This window comes from Bradyrhizobium sp. CFUWI (assembly GCF_056429085.1).
This window is the reverse complement of sequence record NZ_JBWJZE010000003.1, coordinates 559,906-573,337: the sequence shown is the minus strand read 5'-3', so window position 1 is coordinate 573,337 and position 13,432 is coordinate 559,906. Positions and strand designations below refer to the sequence as shown.

Here is a 13,432-nt window from a genome sequence, read left to right as displayed (position 1 = left end):
CTGCGGAGGCGGGAAAAACTGGCAAAATTTTCGGTCGACGTCGGAACGCGGCACGTGAGCTTGGCGTTTAGGCCGAAGGAGTTGAGGGACAAATGCCATGTACGATGTCTGCCAATGGGCGACCGCGACGCTCGCGGCTGCCTTCACGGCTGCGCTGCTGATCACGGGGCAATGGTTCATCCAGTATCGACTGCAGCATGAAACCATGACCCCGGTCGTCAGGATCGCAACGCTGCCGCCTTAGTCGCTTCAAGGGCCCTACCGATCTTCCTCCTCCCCCAGCGATCTTCCAGACAATTGGTCGGCCTTGCGTCGTTCGTCCGCTCGCCTAGATTGGGCGGCATCTCACGAACAGCCGGAGTGCCGATGTCTGATCTATCCGCTTTTCCCATCACCAAGCGCTGGCCGGCCAGGCATCCCGAGCTGCTTCAGCTCTACTCCCTGCCGACGCCGAACGGCGTCAAGGTCTCGATCATGCTGGAGGAGATCGGACTTCCCTACGAGGCGCATCGGGTCGACTTCGACAAGAACGACCAGAGGACGCCTGAATTCCTCTCGCTCAATCCGAACGGCAAGATTCCGGCGATCCTCGATCCCAACGGTCCGGGCGGCAGGCCGCTGCCGCTGTTCGAGTCCGGGGCGATCCTGCAATACCTCGCGGAGAAGACCGGCAAGCTGCTGCCTGAGGACCCCGCGCGCCGCTACCAGACCATCCAGTGGCTGCATTTTCAGATGGGCGGCGTCGGGCCGATGTTCGGCCAGGTCGGCTTCTTCCACAAATTCGCCGGCAAGGATTTCGAGGACAAGCGGCCCCGCGACCGCTACGTCGCCGAAGCCAGGCGCCTGCTCGGCGTGATGGACGCGCATCTTTCCGGCCGGCAATGGTTCATGGATGACGACTACACCATCGCCGACATCTCCATGCTCGGCTGGGTGCGCAATCTCATCGGCTTCTATGGCGCCGGCGATCTCGTCGAGTTCACCCAGTTCAAATCGGTCGGTGCCTGGCTCGAGCGGGGCCTCGCGCGTCCGGCGGTGCAGCGTGGGTATGCCTGAGCCCGCGCACTCCAAAGACCTCCCGGCCGGGCGATGGCATATCCGGGCCTCATCTGCGGGATCACCGACCGCATCCATGCGGAACGATGGCCGTCGGAATCGCATTTGCAGTCAGTGAGCCCGCCGCGGACGTGCCGCGGCCATGCGTTCGCCGGTGGAGGACCATGAGAAACAGTGCGTCGGATGTCGCCGAGATCAGGGATGCCGTTCACCTCTGCATCGACATGCAGAACATTTTCGCGCCCGGCGGTCTGTGGGCGACACCCTGGATGGAGCGCGTCCTGCCGACGATCGCCTCGATCGTTGCGCGTTATCAGACCAGAACGATCTTCACGCGCTTCATCACGCCGCAGGATCCGGAAGACCGTGCCGGGCAATGGCAGAACTATTTTCGCCGCTGGCACCAGGCCACCCGCAGGCATCTTCCGCCATCCGCGCTCGAGCTCGTGCCCGCCCTGAGCAAGTTCGTTCCGCCGGCTGCAATGATCGACAAGCCGGCCTATTCCGCCTTCAGCAATCCCGGCCTCGCGGGCCGGCTGGTCGACAAGAAGGTCGGCACGGTCGTGATCTCGGGCGCCGAGACCGACGTCTGCGTGCTTTCGACGGTCCTCAGCGCCGTCGATTTCGGCTTCAGGGTCGTGATCGTCGAGGACGCGCTGTGCAGCTCCTCCGACGTCGGGCACGACGCGCTCATGACGATGTACCGCACCCGCTTCCACGGTCAGGTCGACCTGATGACCGCGGAGGAGCTGACCGAGTTCTGGCGCGAGTAGGGTGCTATCAGCTCAATTGACGTTGTCGCCGAACATGTTGCGGAACGCGGTGGCGACGGCTGCAACGCCGTCCATGCCGTGCATCAGCGCGATCTCGCCTTGCTGCTCGTGGCGAATGGCATGCGCCATGACGCGCAGGCGCAGATCGCCGCGGCTCTGCCACATCCGGTCGGCCATTTTCACCGCGCCGGCATGATGCCTGCTCATGGCCTCGACAAAGGCCGCATCGAATTGATCGGGCGGTGCGATCTTGACCGCTCGCATCTCGGCCGGCGTCAAGTAGCCGGGCATGGCAGCGCGTTCCTCCGTGCTGCAGTCGGGCATCTCGGTGTCGAACCAGCTCAGCCACCAGTTCTCGAAAATCCTGCTCTCGCCGGCCTGGCTCGCGACCATCAGCATCGCAAGCTTGCGCAGATGCGGGTCCTGGGCGCGCTCTGCGCCGATCCGCGCAAGCTCGATGCCCTGGGCGTGATGCGCGGTCATGTGACGGATATAGGCCTGGTCCGCATCCCTGTCGCGGCCCATCCACGGCGGCTCGTAGCCGTGGCTGCCGAACAATGCGGTCGCGCCGAGCAGCACCGTGAAGGCCACCGCGCCGGTGGCCCAGGCATTGGTGAAGCGGATGTCGCGCGCCGGCGCATGGCCGCGCGCCCAGCGCAGCCGGGCGAACAGGGGATACATCACGGCAGAAGCGGTATGGACCAGAAGTCCGATCCAGTAGGGCTGTTGCAGCGTGAACAGCGGCTGCCAGAACGGATACAGCGGCACCAATACGAACCATTCCACGCTCGAGGTGAATGCCGCCCACGGCAGCGCAAGCAGCAGGATCGTTCGCGGCCGCAACTCCGCGGTCCAGCGCCCGAGCACGCCGAAGAACACCAGCGCCCAGGAGAAGTCCGCCCATTGATGAAAGGCGATGCCGGCGAGGATCGCGCTCCACGACGGCTCGGCACTGAGGGCCCAGTCGCGCGCGGGAATGGCGGCGACCGTCATCCAGTCGACCGTGGCGTCGCGGCCGATGCGGGCGGCAAACAATTGGCTGACCAGCGTCGAGAACGTGCTGCTGATCAGGCCGAGCTCGGCGGCGGCGATCCAGCGCGAGCGTCGTTGCCGCGCGAGCCGCGACGCGCCTCCGCCAGCGTACCGTGCCGTATCGGAGAGCGTTGGTCGCGGTTTCGCGTTCACGTCAGCTGCTTGAGCTGCTTCAGTGGATTGAGCTCGCTCGGTTGGTCCTGTTCGTCGCGCCCGCGCTCGGCTTGCGCCTTGCCGTCATCGTGGAGATCCTGGTCGCCGACGATCTCGCCGACGGCCTGCCTGGTCTTGCCGACGATCCGTTGCCGAAGACCCCTCGTCTTGGTCTTGCTCATGAGCTGCCTCCCTTGGCCCGCCGCCAGCCCCGGCGCCTGAAGGCGGCGAGCGCCGGGGCCGCGGTTCGCGCAGTCCGCCTCCGGCAGGGGGGATGTCGGAGGCGTTGATCAGACGCGCTGATGCGCCGATGGTTCCTGCGGTCAGCGCGCCTCGATTGCGATGATCACGCCCTCATTGCCGCGGAGCAGGATGGATGCGTCCGGCAACGGCTCCGGCGGCCTGTCGAGGTGCGTCGACATCAACAGGCGGCCGCGGCCCTGCCAGTGGTACCTCCGCGGCTCGGCAGCGATGTTGAGCGCGATCAGGAATCCGTTTCCGCGATCGGTCCGCTTGTAGGCGAGAACGTCGTTCTGCGAACGCAGCGGCTCGTAACCGCCCCGGCGCAGGCAAGCATGCTCGCGCCGCAGCGCCATCAGCGCACGAAACAGCGCCACGATCGAGCGCTCGTCGCGCTGCTGCGTGGCGATGTTGGCCGCGCCGTCAGGCCGCTCCAGCGGCAGCCATGGCTGGCCGGTCGTGAAGCCGCCGTCGGGACTGTCGTCCCACCGCATCGGCGCGCGCTCGGGATCGCGGCACAGGCCATAGCCCGGCACCAGCTTCTCGAAGGGGTCGCGGACGCGGTCGGACGGAATCGGAACGCGCTTGCGGCCGATCTCGTCGCCCATGAAGAAGAACGGCGTTCCGCGCAAGGTCATCAGCAGCATCGCCAGTACGCGCATCTGGGCCTCGCCGATCCTGCTGGCGACCCGCTGCTTGTCGTGGCCGCCGATCACCCAGACCGGCCAGGCATGCTCCGGGATCGCATTGAAATACGCATCGATCGTCGCTTGCAGCGACAGCGCGTCCCACCGCGAATCGAGCAGCGCGAAATTGAGCGGCAGATGCAGGCGCGGCTTGTCGTTGCCGTAGAAGTGGCCGATACGGTCGGTCTTGCCCTGGACCTCGCCGCACAGCATGCGCTCCGGATATTCGTCGATCACGCTCCGGATGAACTCGATGCAATCCATCGTCTCCGGCCGGTCGTCGGTGAAGACCGGCGTCTGACGCTGCGGCGGTGGCTTGCCCTCGGCGTCGGGTTTGGCGGGATTGTCGCGCATCAGCGCATCCTTGATCAGGACCGCGCTGGCGTCGACGCGAAAGCCGTCGACGCCGCGGTCGAGCCAGAACCGCATGACGTCGGCGATCGCGGCGCGCAGCTGCGGATTGCGCCAGTTCAGGTCGGGCTGCTCGACCAGGAACGAATGATAATAATATTGCCGCCGCGCCTCGCACCATTCCCAGCCGCTGCCGCCGAAACGGCTCAGCCAATTGTTGGGCGGCCCGCCATTCTCGGCCGCATCCGCCCAGATGTACCAATCGGCCTTGGCGCTGTTGCGCGAGCTCGAGCTCTCGACGAACCAGGCATGATCGTTGGCGGTGTGATTGGGGACGAGGTCGAGAATGAGGCGAATGCCCTTGCCGTGCAACGCCGCGAGCAGGCGGTCGAAATCCTCGAGGCTGCCGAAGGTGGGGTCGACCGCGCAATAATCGGAGATGTCGTAGCCGAGATCGCGGAACGGGCTCTTGTAGATCGGCGTCAGCCACACCGCATCGACGCCGAGCCATTTCAGATAGTCGATGCGCGAGATCAGCCCGGCGAGGTCGCCCCTGCCGTCGCCGTTGGAGTCCTGGAAGGAGATCGGTGCGATCTCGTAGATGACGGCGGATTCCCACCACGCAGATTTGTCAGGGGACTCGACGCTCATCACCTTGCTTCACCTCGTTCTGACCCGCATGCGCTGCGATCTGTCGCGCCGCAGTTCGGATGCTCTCGATGCCTTTGGGGAAACCGCTGCGGTTCGGGTAGAGCTTGCGCCGTGCATCGCGCGGAGGGCGGCGCGGCTTGGTATCCTGCGCGGCCCTGTAGTCGAGCATGGCGATGCCGCCGACCATTAGCAGCGCCAGCGCGATGTTGCCCTTCTTGGGATTATCAGGCGTCAGCCCCGACAGCAGCGCGGCGGCATCGAGGCCGTCGCCGCCGACGCGGGCCCACAGCCCGGCATTCTTGTCCACGGACAGCGACATGATCCCGGCCAGGATCTCGCGGACGCCGAAGGCCCGCACCATCGTCTCATGGCCCTCCATACCCAGCGTTTCCGTGACGCGCCGCGGCGCGAACAGCTCGACGACGCCGAGGCCAATGCTGAACCAGCCCAGCGCGCGGGCGAGTTGATCCACCGGCTGTTTCAGGCTTGGTCCGCCCTCGAGGATCTTGGGGTCGCCCTTGGTGCGCACGATGTTGGAGAAATGAAACATGGGTCTGCTCCTTCAGGGCTTCAGCACGACCTTGACGCAGGAATCGCGCTTGTCGCGAAACACCTGGTACATCTCCGGCCCTTGTTCGAGCGGGACGGTGTGGGTGATGACGAAGGACGGATCGATCTCGCCGTCCTCGATGCGGCGCAGCAGATCGTCGGTCCAGCGGTTGACGTGGGTCTGGCCGGTCCGCATCGTCAGGCCCTTGTTCATGAAGGCGCCCATGGGCAGCATGTCGGACAAGCCGCTGTACACGCCGGCCACCGAGATGATGCCGCCGGGACGGCAGACATAGATCATCTCGCGCAGCACGTGGGGCCGGTCGCTCTCCGCCATCACCATCTGCTTGGCGCGGTCGAGCAGCGTATCGGGCAGCGATGCCATCACATGCGATTCCATGCCGACGCAATCGATGCATTTTTCCGGGCCCTTGCCGTCGGTCAGCTCCTGGAGCCGCTCCAATACGCTCTCGATCTCGAAGTTGATCGTGGTGGCGCCGCCGGCTTCCGCCATGCTCAGCCGTTCGGGCAGGCAGTCGATTGCGATCACCTGGTTGGCGCCGAGCAGGATGGCGCTGCGGATCGCCATCTGTCCGACGGGGCCGCAGCCCCAGATCGCGACCGTGTCGGTCGGCTCGATGTCGCATTGCACCGCGGCCTGCCAGCCGGTCGGGAAGATGTCGCTGAGGAACAGCAATTGCTCGTCGGGAATGCCGGCGGGCACCTTGATGTGGGTCGCGTCGGCATAGGGCACGCGCAGATATTCGGCCTGGCCGCCGGGATAGCCGCCGGTCAGGTGGGTGTAGCCGAACAGGCCGGCGGTGGTGTGTCCGAACACCTTGTCGGCGAGATGGCGTTTGCGGTTGGTGGTCTCACAGACCGAAAAATTGCCGCGCTTGCACTGGTCGCATTCGCCGCAAATGATCGTGAAGGGCACCACGATCCGGTCGCCCTTCTTCAGCTTGCCGTCGACGCCGGAGCCGACCTCGACCACTTCGCCCATGGTCTCGTGGCCCATGATGTCGCCGGGCAGCATGCCGGGAATGAAATTGTGGAACAGGTGCAGGTCGGAGCCGCAGATGGCGCAGCTCGTGACCTTGATGATGGCATCGCGCGGATCCTGGATCTCAGGGTCGGTGACGGTGTCGCAGCGAATATCCTCCTTGCCGTGCCAAACCAGCGCCTTCATCTTTCGTCCTCTCGGCTGAACCAGTTGGCACTTAAGTCCAGGAATGAACGATGGTTGCTAAGCGGCGTGCGATTCTTCACGCCGCATCTTGGAACGAGATGGCGGCGGAGTGATTGGGCGTCATCATCCCATCTCAAGGACATGTGTCATGCCCGCCAATCAGCTCGCCGTCGTCACCGGCGCCTCAACCGGCATCGGCCTGGAGCTCGCCAGGTGCTGTGCCAAGGACGGTTTCAACCTCGTCATCGCCGCGGATGAACCCCAGATCGAACGGGTGGCCGTCGATCTGCGCCGGCTCGGCGGCAGCGTAGAGCCGGTCGAGGCCGATCTTTCCACCACCGAAGGCGTCGATAAGCTGTGCGCCGCGGTCGGCGACCGGCCGATCGATGCGCTGCTCGCCAATGCCGGGGTCGGCCTCGGCAAGGCCTTCCTCGACCAGGACTTTGCCAGGGTGAAGCACCTGATCGACACCAACATCACCGGCACGCTGTATCTGATCCACCGCGTCGGCAACGAGATGCTCCGCCGCAAAGCCGGGCGCATCCTGATCACCGGCTCGATCGCCGGCTTCACGCCGGGCAGCTTCCAGGCCGCCTATAATGCCAGCAAGGCGTTTCTGGACTCGTTCTCGTTCGCGCTGCGTGAGGAGCTGCGCGACAGCGGCGTCACCGTCACCTGCCTGATGCCGGGCGCGACCGACACCGAGTTCTTCCGCCGCGCCGGCATGATGGACACCAAGGTCGGCGCCGAGAAGAAGGACGGCGCCTACGATGTCGCCAAGGCCGGTTTCGATGCGATGCTGCGCGGAGAGGCCGACATCGTCACCGGCCTGAAGAACAAGATCCAGACCACGGTCGCTAACATCACGCCGAACGAGATGCTGGCCAGGCAGCATCGCAAGATGGCCGAGCCAGGCACGGCGAAATCGTGACGTAGCGCTCCGCTGCTATCCGTGGCGGCAGGTACGGCCCTCGGCATTTGACGAAAAAGCGCCGGGGGCCGATTCACATACCCTAATGCGGTCGGGCCCCGAGCCGGTCAAGCTGCACCCGCCGGATAGGGGCCGGGGCAATGGATCGCATCGAACAGGCCTTTGTCGCGACCGCAATTACGGGCTTTCTCGTGATGATGGGCGCGCTCGTCTGGATGATGATGAGTTAAAGCATGATCCGGAAAAGTGCGCAGCGCTTTTCCGGAAAGATCATGCTCAAGCAATAACCTGGAGCGCGATGACTAGTCTCCTCATCCCATCGCGCTTAAGGGGCCGGGAGGCTGTCTTGCGCGTTGCGCTGCCTTACGCCGCGGTTCTCCTGTGCCTGGCGGTCACCGCCTGGCTCGCCTTCGCGCGGCTGTTCTGACTGCCAAGTCTCATCCAAATCTTTCTCATCCAGGTCTTCAAGTCTTATCCAGGTCTTATCGTGCCCGGGCCTTGTTCGTCCCGGCGATCGGCAATCAGCGCCGCCAGCTTCCGCGCCATCGCCGCAAGGTCGATCGGCTTTTCAATCAGCGGCACGTCGTGAAATTCCGGGCCGACGTTGATCCTTTCATATCCCGTGGTGAACACGAACGGCACCTTGCGTGCCCTTAGCTCGCGGGCGATCGGAAAGATCATCTCGTTGTGAATGTTCACGTCCAAGACCGCGGCATCCAGCGTGCTGCCGTCGCGCAGGATCTTGAAAGCGTCCTCGATATGCCCGGCGGGACCTGCCACCTCAGCCCCCAGCGCCCGGAATGTCTCGCTGATGTCGTCGGCGAGAAAATACTCGTCCTCGACCACGAAGACCCTGCGCCCGGCGAGAGGCGCAGGCTGCCCGGATGATTTACGCAACATCGTTAGGATGCCTCAGCCTCCGCTTCGCCCCGTAGGAACATAAAACGGGGCGCCGCCTTGGTTGCAAAACGACGCAATCGAAAACGGGTTCCATGAGCAACCGCGATATCATCGTGATCGGTGGCTCGGCGGGAGCGACCCAGCCGCTGAAGCAGATCCTGAGCCGCCTGCCGCCGGATCTGCCGGCATGGCCGGAGCCCTGAAGGCCGCGCGCCGCCCCAGCCGGCGAGATGCCACGCGGCTCCACCCCAGGGCTGAGAGGTCGCGAAACATCGAAGGAGGCTCTGTGCCCTTGTTATCTTTGAACTGTTGGGATCCCGCTGATTTCTGCTATTTGCAGGCACCGGGCACCCGTTGGTGCCGGCCAGTGAGAGAGCTACCCGGTCCATGACTGAAGTGGGCGAGCAAGCAGCCGAAGGAGAGCGCCAGACCAGGTCCCCACTTGTCATCGGCGTTGGCGCCTCACCGGCCGCGCTGGACAGCATCGAGCGCTTCTTCGCCAAGCTGACCCTGGGCACCGACCAGGCGGTCGTGCTGGCGCTTCAGCACCACGAAGCGTTCGACGAGGCTCGGCTGCGCCGGATCGTGCAAAGCTCAAGCGGCGGCAGGCTGTCCGATCCCGGCCATGGTGATCCGATCGAAGGCGGCAGGATCTATCTGTGCCCGCCTGGCACGATCACCACGATCCAGGGCGGGCGTTTCGCGATCCGCAAGGCCGAGCAGGCGCCCGGCGAGCGCGCCTCGATCGACAGCTTCCTGCTGTCGCTGGCGGAGGAGCGCGCCGAGAAGTCCGTCGGTGTGATCTTGTCCGGCACCGGCGGCGACGGCGCGCTGGGCACGGCCACGCTCAAGGACCACGGCGGCCTTGCCATCGCCGAGAAGGTCGCGAGCGAGACGTCGGACCCTTTCAATGCCAACACGCCGGCGGCGATTGCGGACTACGTGCTGCCGCCGGAAGACATTCCCGAGCACATCCAGGTCTATGCCCGCCATCTGCGCCGCCTGGAGGAGAAGCAGGGGTTCGACGAGGTGCCCGCGGCCGCTGCGACCTCGCTGTTCGAGAACGGACCGGCCCCATCGGTCGCGGACGACAACAGCAAGCCCAACACCGTTATTCGCACCGAGCATGTCGAGCGGCTCGAGAGCGAGCTGCGCGCGACGCGTGAGCGGCTCCAGGCCACCATCGAGGAGCTCGAAAGCACGAACGAGGAGCTGAAATCCTCGAACGAGGAATACCAATCGCTCAACGAAGAGCTTCAGTCCGCCAACGAGGAGCTCGAGACGTCACGCGAAGAGCTGCAATCTGTCAACGAAGAGCTGACGACCGTCAACGGCGAGCTGGCGCACCGCGTCCGGCAATTGACCCGCGCCAGCAGCGACCTCAAGAACTTCCTCGAGAGCACCCAGATCGCGACCGTGTTCCTCGACAACGATCTGCGGGTGATGACCTTCACGCCCGCGATCACGCAGGTCTTGCACCTGGTGGAAACCGATGCGGGCCGTCCCATCTCTCACATCAAGGCGCGCGTTCCGATCGAGGAGCTCTATGACGACGTCCGCCGCGTGATGCGCACCCTGGCTAGCGCCGAGCGCGAGCTGACGGCGCCTGACGACGGCAAGAGATATATCGCGCGGGTCTTGCCCTACCGCAGCGTCGACGATTTCATCGCGGGCATCGTCATCACCTTCATCGACGTCACGGCGATGACCCGCGCCGAGGAGCGACAGCGGCTGCTGCTGGCCGAGCTTCAGCATCGGGTTCGCAATACGCTCGGCGTGGTCCGCTCGATCGCCCGCCGCTCGGCGGAGACGAGCTCCACGGTGGAGGAATATGCCTCGCATCTCGACGGCCGGCTGAATGCTTTCGCCCGGACCCAGACGCTGGTCACCCGCGATCCCGATGGCGGCGTCGACCTCGAATATCTCGTGGTCGAGGAATTGCTGGCCTATGATGCGCGCGAAGGCGAACAGATGCGGGTCTCCGGCCCGAAGGTGCGCTTCCAGCCCAAGGCCGCCGAAACGTTCGCACTTGCCATTCACGAACTTGCGACCAACGCGCTGAAATACGGTGCGCTGAGCCAGCCGTCGGGCCGCATCGACGTTTCCTGGCGCATTGACGAAAGCACGGCGCCGGCACAATTGATGTTCGAATGGCGGGAGCGTGGAGGGCCCGAGGTGCCGCCGCCACCGCGAAAGGGTTTCGGCATCGAGCTTCTCGAGCGTACGCTGGCGTTCGAGTTGAAGGGCGAAACCAAGTTGGCCTTCAATTCGGGGGGGCTGCAATGCACGATCGCGATTCCATTGAGCAAGGGCTCCTTCCACACCCCTTCTGCGGTTGACTGATGCCCTTATCGACTGCCGATCGCAGCGTGTTGGAACCGGCGATTCGCCGGTTGAACGCGCTGAGACCGCTGTCGCCGGAAGCGCGCGCCTCGCTTGAATATGCGATGCTCGAGGGCTTGCAGCGCGCTGGAGCCGGCGAGGACCTGATCTCCGAGGGCGATCCTGTCGACAGCGTCCGCATCGTGCTGTCGGGCTGGCTCTGCCGCTACAAGACGCTCGAGGACGGCCGGCGCCAGATCGTCAACTTCATCTTTCCCGGCGAGAGCTGCGACTCTCATGCGTTCCTGCTCTCGACCATGGACCATTCCATCGCCACGTTGACTCCGGTCGTCTACGCCGAGATCAAGCGCGCGCGCTTCGACAGCCTGCTGGCCGCCGACCGTTCGCTTGCCGAAGCATTCTTGTGCGAGATGCTCGTCAACGAGGCGATCCAGCGCGAATGGGTCATCAATCTCGGCCGTCGCGCCGCGCTCGAGCGCGTCGCGCACCTGTTCTGCGAGATCTTCGAGCGGCTTCGCCCCGTCGGAATGGTCGACGGCAACAGCTGCGCGATGCCGGTGACGCAGACGGATCTGGCGGACGCCACCGGCCTGTCGGTGGTTCATCTCAATCGCACGCTGCAGGAGTTGCGCGCCTCAGGGCTGATCGTGCTGCGCGATCGTACGCTGGTGATCAGGGATATCGACGCGCTCAAGAGCACGGCCCTGTTCTCGCCGAGCTATCTGCGACTGTATCGGGGCGGCCGAGAGCACGGATGATGGCGCTGATCGGCGGGAGCGGGCGCCGGCGCGGCCGGATTCTCCGGTCTGTGCACTAGCAACAGAGGCTGACCAGAGCAATCGACGCTGAAGATATAGGGCCTCATCGCGCTCATTTTCAGCCGGTGGCTCAATTTGAGTAACTTGCTTAAATGCGCGCTTCTGCTGGCATGTCAGTATGGCGCCATGCCTGATGCCCTGATATCTCGCGCAACTCGCGCGATCGATGACAGCCGCACGCTGCGGGAGCAGCGTCGGCTACTCATGGAGCGTCACGATCAAATCCTCGGCGATCTGCGTCTGGCTGTCATGGAAAGCGCCATGGTCCGTACGGAGATCAGGGCTCACCGCGACAATCAGGACAAATAGCTCTCGGCAGCTGCGTGAGACGGCGGGACGACGGCTTTTTCGCGGAACGCAGGCAACCGTTCCGCCTCGGGAACGTTGTCGGTTCGCCGCGCCGAACCGGCGTGGCGTGACCGAACCGAGAACGCAACGGCGCGCTCCGACGAACAGGGAGAACGTTCATGTTGACGCGGCGCAAATCCAGGCACACGGATCCGCTCGAGGCGCGGTTGGCTGCTGAGGCTGAGCGGCTGCGCGAAGAAGCAGATTCGCTTCCGCCAGGGGCGGCCCGTGACGAGATGTTGCGCAAGGCACGTCAGGCCGAGACCGGTTCTCAGATGAGCGAATGGCTGCGCTCACCCGGCCTGCAGCCGCCGGACTGACTGACGTCGCGTGTTGCGGCGCGGAAAAGCCGTAGCACGCGCGGGGGTGTGAGGTGCACGCGCCGGGAACGGGTTAGATGTCGGCGCGTACCGATGCGCTGATGTCGTGGGCAGAAACCGGAAAAATGAGCGCCACGTCCATCGTTCCCCGTTGTGTCCGGTTGTCACCCGGCGGTGCCTGTCGTCAACGCCGCTTCGCCGCCTTGGTTCGGCGGTTGTAGGGCGAACGGTTGGCGGGCCGCAGCGAGATGCCTTCGCGCTGTGCCTTGCTGCGGATGGCCGCGACCGGGCGCTGAAGCTTGATGCTCATCACGCCGGTGGGCGTGTTGCCTTTCGCAAGCTGCTTCAACTTGCTCACGTCCGCGGGCGTCCAGGGCTGCCGCGCGCGGCGCTTGTACGCGGGATCGGCCTTGCGTGGTCCCTTGCGGCCGATCGGTGAGCCCGGCCGCTTCCGTGCTACTTTCGCCATCATGATCCTCCTTCAGGTCGTTCTTGAACATACGAATCAGCATTTCGGTTCCGGCGCAGTGCAAAGCGGCGGTCATAAGCGGGGGCGTTCCGCAAAATCACGCAGCGTTAACTTATTGAAATGCTGGAACCGGTTCTCGCGGCGGAAGCTGCGAGGCCGATTTCCTCCATCCGAAATCCGCTGTGAAAGTCCGATGAGCGTCAAACGTAACCGTAGGAAACAGACCCAATCGCTTCAGGAGCGGTTGGCAGCCTTTGCCGAAAGCGCCCGCGAGCGCGCTCGCAGCCTGCCACCGGGCAGGGAGCGCGAGATGCTGCTGCAACGCGCCAAGCAGAACGAGATCACCTCGAGCCTGACGGACTGGCTGAGCGCGCCGGTCTCCCCGAGACGAGGACCATCCTAGTGGGGAGCCTCAAGCATTACCGCGCCTTCCAGATCGATCCGGACGGGCGCGTGTTCGGATGCATCAACCTGGTCTGCGACGACGACGAACAGGCCAAGCGGGAGGCCGCCGCGCTCGTGCTGGTGCATCGCATCGAGCTGTGGCGGCTGGACCGGCGCATCGCGAAGTTCGATGCGCCACCGGACGTGGTTCGTCAGTAGCGTTTCGGGAACCGCACGCT

15 protein-coding genes and 2 pseudogenes are annotated in these 13,432 nt (G+C 64.7%); 10 read left to right on the top strand and 7 right to left on the bottom strand.

The genetic code is table 11. From position 1 onward, the window contains the following. Positions 1-97 precede the first annotated feature (97 nt). The 3 genes from AC066S_RS10085 to AC066S_RS10075 all read left to right on the top strand — a co-directional run bounded on the left by AC066S_RS10085 (position 98) and on the right by AC066S_RS10075 (position 1,829). Positions 98-244 carry a hypothetical protein gene (locus AC066S_RS10085; protein WP_259211489.1) on the top strand — a complete coding sequence of 49 codons (147 nt, stop codon included), beginning with the start codon at positions 98-100 and terminating at the stop codon, positions 242-244. A gap of 122 nt (positions 245-366) precedes the next feature. Then, positions 367-1,056 (top strand): glutathione S-transferase family protein, encoded by a 690-nt coding sequence (locus AC066S_RS10080; protein WP_126258661.1) that lies wholly within the window; start codon positions 367-369, stop codon positions 1,054-1,056. Positions 1,057-1,220: 164 nt separating this feature from the next. Then, positions 1,221-1,829, top strand: coding sequence for a cysteine hydrolase family protein (locus tag AC066S_RS10075; RefSeq protein WP_478269554.1), 609 nt, complete (start codon positions 1,221-1,223; stop codon positions 1,827-1,829). 12 nt (positions 1,830-1,841) lie between these two features. Here AC066S_RS10075 and AC066S_RS10070 read toward each other — a convergent pair whose 3' ends face one another. The 5 genes from AC066S_RS10070 to AC066S_RS10050 form a co-directional block, all read right to left on the bottom strand. Then, positions 1,842-3,014, bottom strand: a complete 1,173-nt coding sequence (locus AC066S_RS10070) for a DUF305 domain-containing protein (protein ID WP_478269553.1) — start codon at positions 3,012-3,014, stop codon at positions 1,842-1,844. After that, complete coding sequence (locus AC066S_RS10065; RefSeq protein ID WP_478269552.1) at positions 3,011-3,196, bottom strand: CsbD family protein; 186 nt, start codon at positions 3,194-3,196, stop codon at positions 3,011-3,013. The genes AC066S_RS10070 and AC066S_RS10065 overlap by 4 nt, the downstream gene beginning before the upstream one ends. Before the next feature lie 141 nt (positions 3,197-3,337). Beyond that, on the bottom strand, positions 3,338-4,942 hold the full coding sequence (locus AC066S_RS10060) for an alpha-amylase family glycosyl hydrolase (protein WP_478269551.1): 1,605 nt from the start codon (positions 4,940-4,942) through the stop codon (positions 3,338-3,340). Then, positions 4,923-5,492: a hypothetical protein gene (locus AC066S_RS10055; protein WP_126258656.1), complete on the bottom strand. Its 570-nt coding sequence runs from the start codon at positions 5,490-5,492 to the stop codon at positions 4,923-4,925. The genes AC066S_RS10060 and AC066S_RS10055 overlap by 20 nt, the downstream gene beginning before the upstream one ends. Positions 5,493-5,504: 12 nt before the next feature. Next, positions 5,505-6,680, bottom strand: a complete 1,176-nt coding sequence (locus AC066S_RS10050; RefSeq protein ID WP_478269550.1) for a zinc-dependent alcohol dehydrogenase — start codon at positions 6,678-6,680, stop codon at positions 5,505-5,507. A gap of 148 nt (positions 6,681-6,828) precedes the next feature. Here AC066S_RS10050 and AC066S_RS10045 point away from each other — a divergent pair, with 148 nt between their 5' ends. After that, positions 6,829-7,611: an SDR family NAD(P)-dependent oxidoreductase gene (locus AC066S_RS10045; protein ID WP_126258654.1), complete on the top strand. Its 783-nt coding sequence runs from the start codon at positions 6,829-6,831 to the stop codon at positions 7,609-7,611. A 471-nt stretch (positions 7,612-8,082) separates the two neighbouring features. On the opposite strand, the gene AC066S_RS10040 is transcribed toward AC066S_RS10045, so the two are convergent. Continuing rightward, a complete protein-coding gene (locus tag AC066S_RS10040) occupies positions 8,083-8,511 on the bottom strand; it encodes a response regulator (RefSeq protein WP_126258653.1) in 429 nt (142 codons plus the stop codon). A gap of 387 nt (positions 8,512-8,898) precedes the next feature. On the opposite strand from AC066S_RS10040, the pseudogene AC066S_RS10035 reads away from it, so the two are divergent. The 4 genes and pseudogenes from AC066S_RS10035 to AC066S_RS10020 form a co-directional block, all read left to right on the top strand. Further along, a pseudogene (locus tag AC066S_RS10035) lies at positions 8,899-9,474 on the top strand (chemotaxis protein CheB); the annotation flags it as partial. A 126-nt stretch (positions 9,475-9,600) separates the two neighbouring features. After that, positions 9,601-10,854, top strand: a pseudogene (locus AC066S_RS10030) (sensor histidine kinase); the annotation flags it as partial. Next, the gene (locus AC066S_RS10025; protein WP_126258651.1) at positions 10,854-11,612 is read left to right on the top strand and encodes a Crp/Fnr family transcriptional regulator; all 759 of its coding nucleotides are present in this window, start codon (positions 10,854-10,856) and stop codon (positions 11,610-11,612) included. The pseudogene AC066S_RS10030 and the gene AC066S_RS10025, both read left to right, overlap by 1 nt. A gap of 527 nt (positions 11,613-12,139) precedes the next feature. Next, positions 12,140-12,340 carry a hypothetical protein gene (locus AC066S_RS10020; protein WP_126258649.1) on the top strand — a complete coding sequence of 67 codons (201 nt, stop codon included), beginning with the start codon at positions 12,140-12,142 and terminating at the stop codon, positions 12,338-12,340. A gap of 184 nt (positions 12,341-12,524) precedes the next feature. Here the strand turns inward: AC066S_RS10020 and AC066S_RS10015 are convergent, their stop codons facing one another. Next, positions 12,525-12,809, bottom strand: coding sequence for a hypothetical protein (locus tag AC066S_RS10015; protein WP_478269549.1), 285 nt, complete (start codon positions 12,807-12,809; stop codon positions 12,525-12,527). A gap of 193 nt (positions 12,810-13,002) precedes the next feature. Between AC066S_RS10015 and AC066S_RS10010 the strand changes: the two genes are divergently transcribed. Then, a complete protein-coding gene (locus AC066S_RS10010; RefSeq protein WP_126258647.1) occupies positions 13,003-13,212 on the top strand; it encodes a hypothetical protein in 210 nt (69 codons plus the stop codon). After that, the gene (locus AC066S_RS10005; protein ID WP_478269548.1) at positions 13,212-13,412 is read left to right on the top strand and encodes a hypothetical protein; all 201 of its coding nucleotides are present in this window, start codon (positions 13,212-13,214) and stop codon (positions 13,410-13,412) included. Before AC066S_RS10010 ends, AC066S_RS10005 begins: the two co-directional genes overlap by 1 nt. Positions 13,413-13,432 lie beyond the last annotated feature (20 nt).

What these genes read in the sequence shown, in the direction of transcription:
- AC066S_RS10085 (WP_259211489.1), top strand. Translation starts at nt 98, where the DNA reads ATGTACGATGTCTGCCAATGGGCGACCGCGACGCTCGCGGCTGCCTTC.
- AC066S_RS10080 (WP_126258661.1), top strand. Translation starts at nt 367, where the DNA reads ATGTCTGATCTATCCGCTTTTCCCATCACCAAGCGCTGGCCGGCCAGG.
- AC066S_RS10075 (WP_478269554.1), top strand. Translation starts at nt 1,221, where the DNA reads ATGAGAAACAGTGCGTCGGATGTCGCCGAGATCAGGGATGCCGTTCAC.
- AC066S_RS10065 (WP_478269552.1), bottom strand. Translation starts at nt 3,196, where the DNA reads ATGAGCAAGACCAAGACGAGGGGTCTTCGGCAACGGATCGTCGGCAAG.
- AC066S_RS10060 (WP_478269551.1), bottom strand. Translation starts at nt 4,942, where the DNA reads ATGAGCGTCGAGTCCCCTGACAAATCTGCGTGGTGGGAATCCGCCGTC.
- AC066S_RS10055 (WP_126258656.1), bottom strand. Translation starts at nt 5,492, where the DNA reads ATGTTTCATTTCTCCAACATCGTGCGCACCAAGGGCGACCCCAAGATC.
- AC066S_RS10050 (WP_478269550.1), bottom strand. Translation starts at nt 6,680, where the DNA reads ATGAAGGCGCTGGTTTGGCACGGCAAGGAGGATATTCGCTGCGACACC.
- AC066S_RS10045 (WP_126258654.1), top strand. Translation starts at nt 6,829, where the DNA reads ATGCCCGCCAATCAGCTCGCCGTCGTCACCGGCGCCTCAACCGGCATC.
- AC066S_RS10040 (WP_126258653.1), bottom strand. Translation starts at nt 8,511, where the DNA reads ATGTTGCGTAAATCATCCGGGCAGCCTGCGCCTCTCGCCGGGCGCAGG.
- AC066S_RS10025 (WP_126258651.1), top strand. Translation starts at nt 10,854, where the DNA reads ATGCCCTTATCGACTGCCGATCGCAGCGTGTTGGAACCGGCGATTCGC.
- AC066S_RS10020 (WP_126258649.1), top strand. Translation starts at nt 12,140, where the DNA reads ATGTTGACGCGGCGCAAATCCAGGCACACGGATCCGCTCGAGGCGCGG.
- AC066S_RS10015 (WP_478269549.1), bottom strand. Translation starts at nt 12,809, where the DNA reads ATGGCGAAAGTAGCACGGAAGCGGCCGGGCTCACCGATCGGCCGCAAG.
- AC066S_RS10010 (WP_126258647.1), top strand. Translation starts at nt 13,003, where the DNA reads ATGAGCGTCAAACGTAACCGTAGGAAACAGACCCAATCGCTTCAGGAG.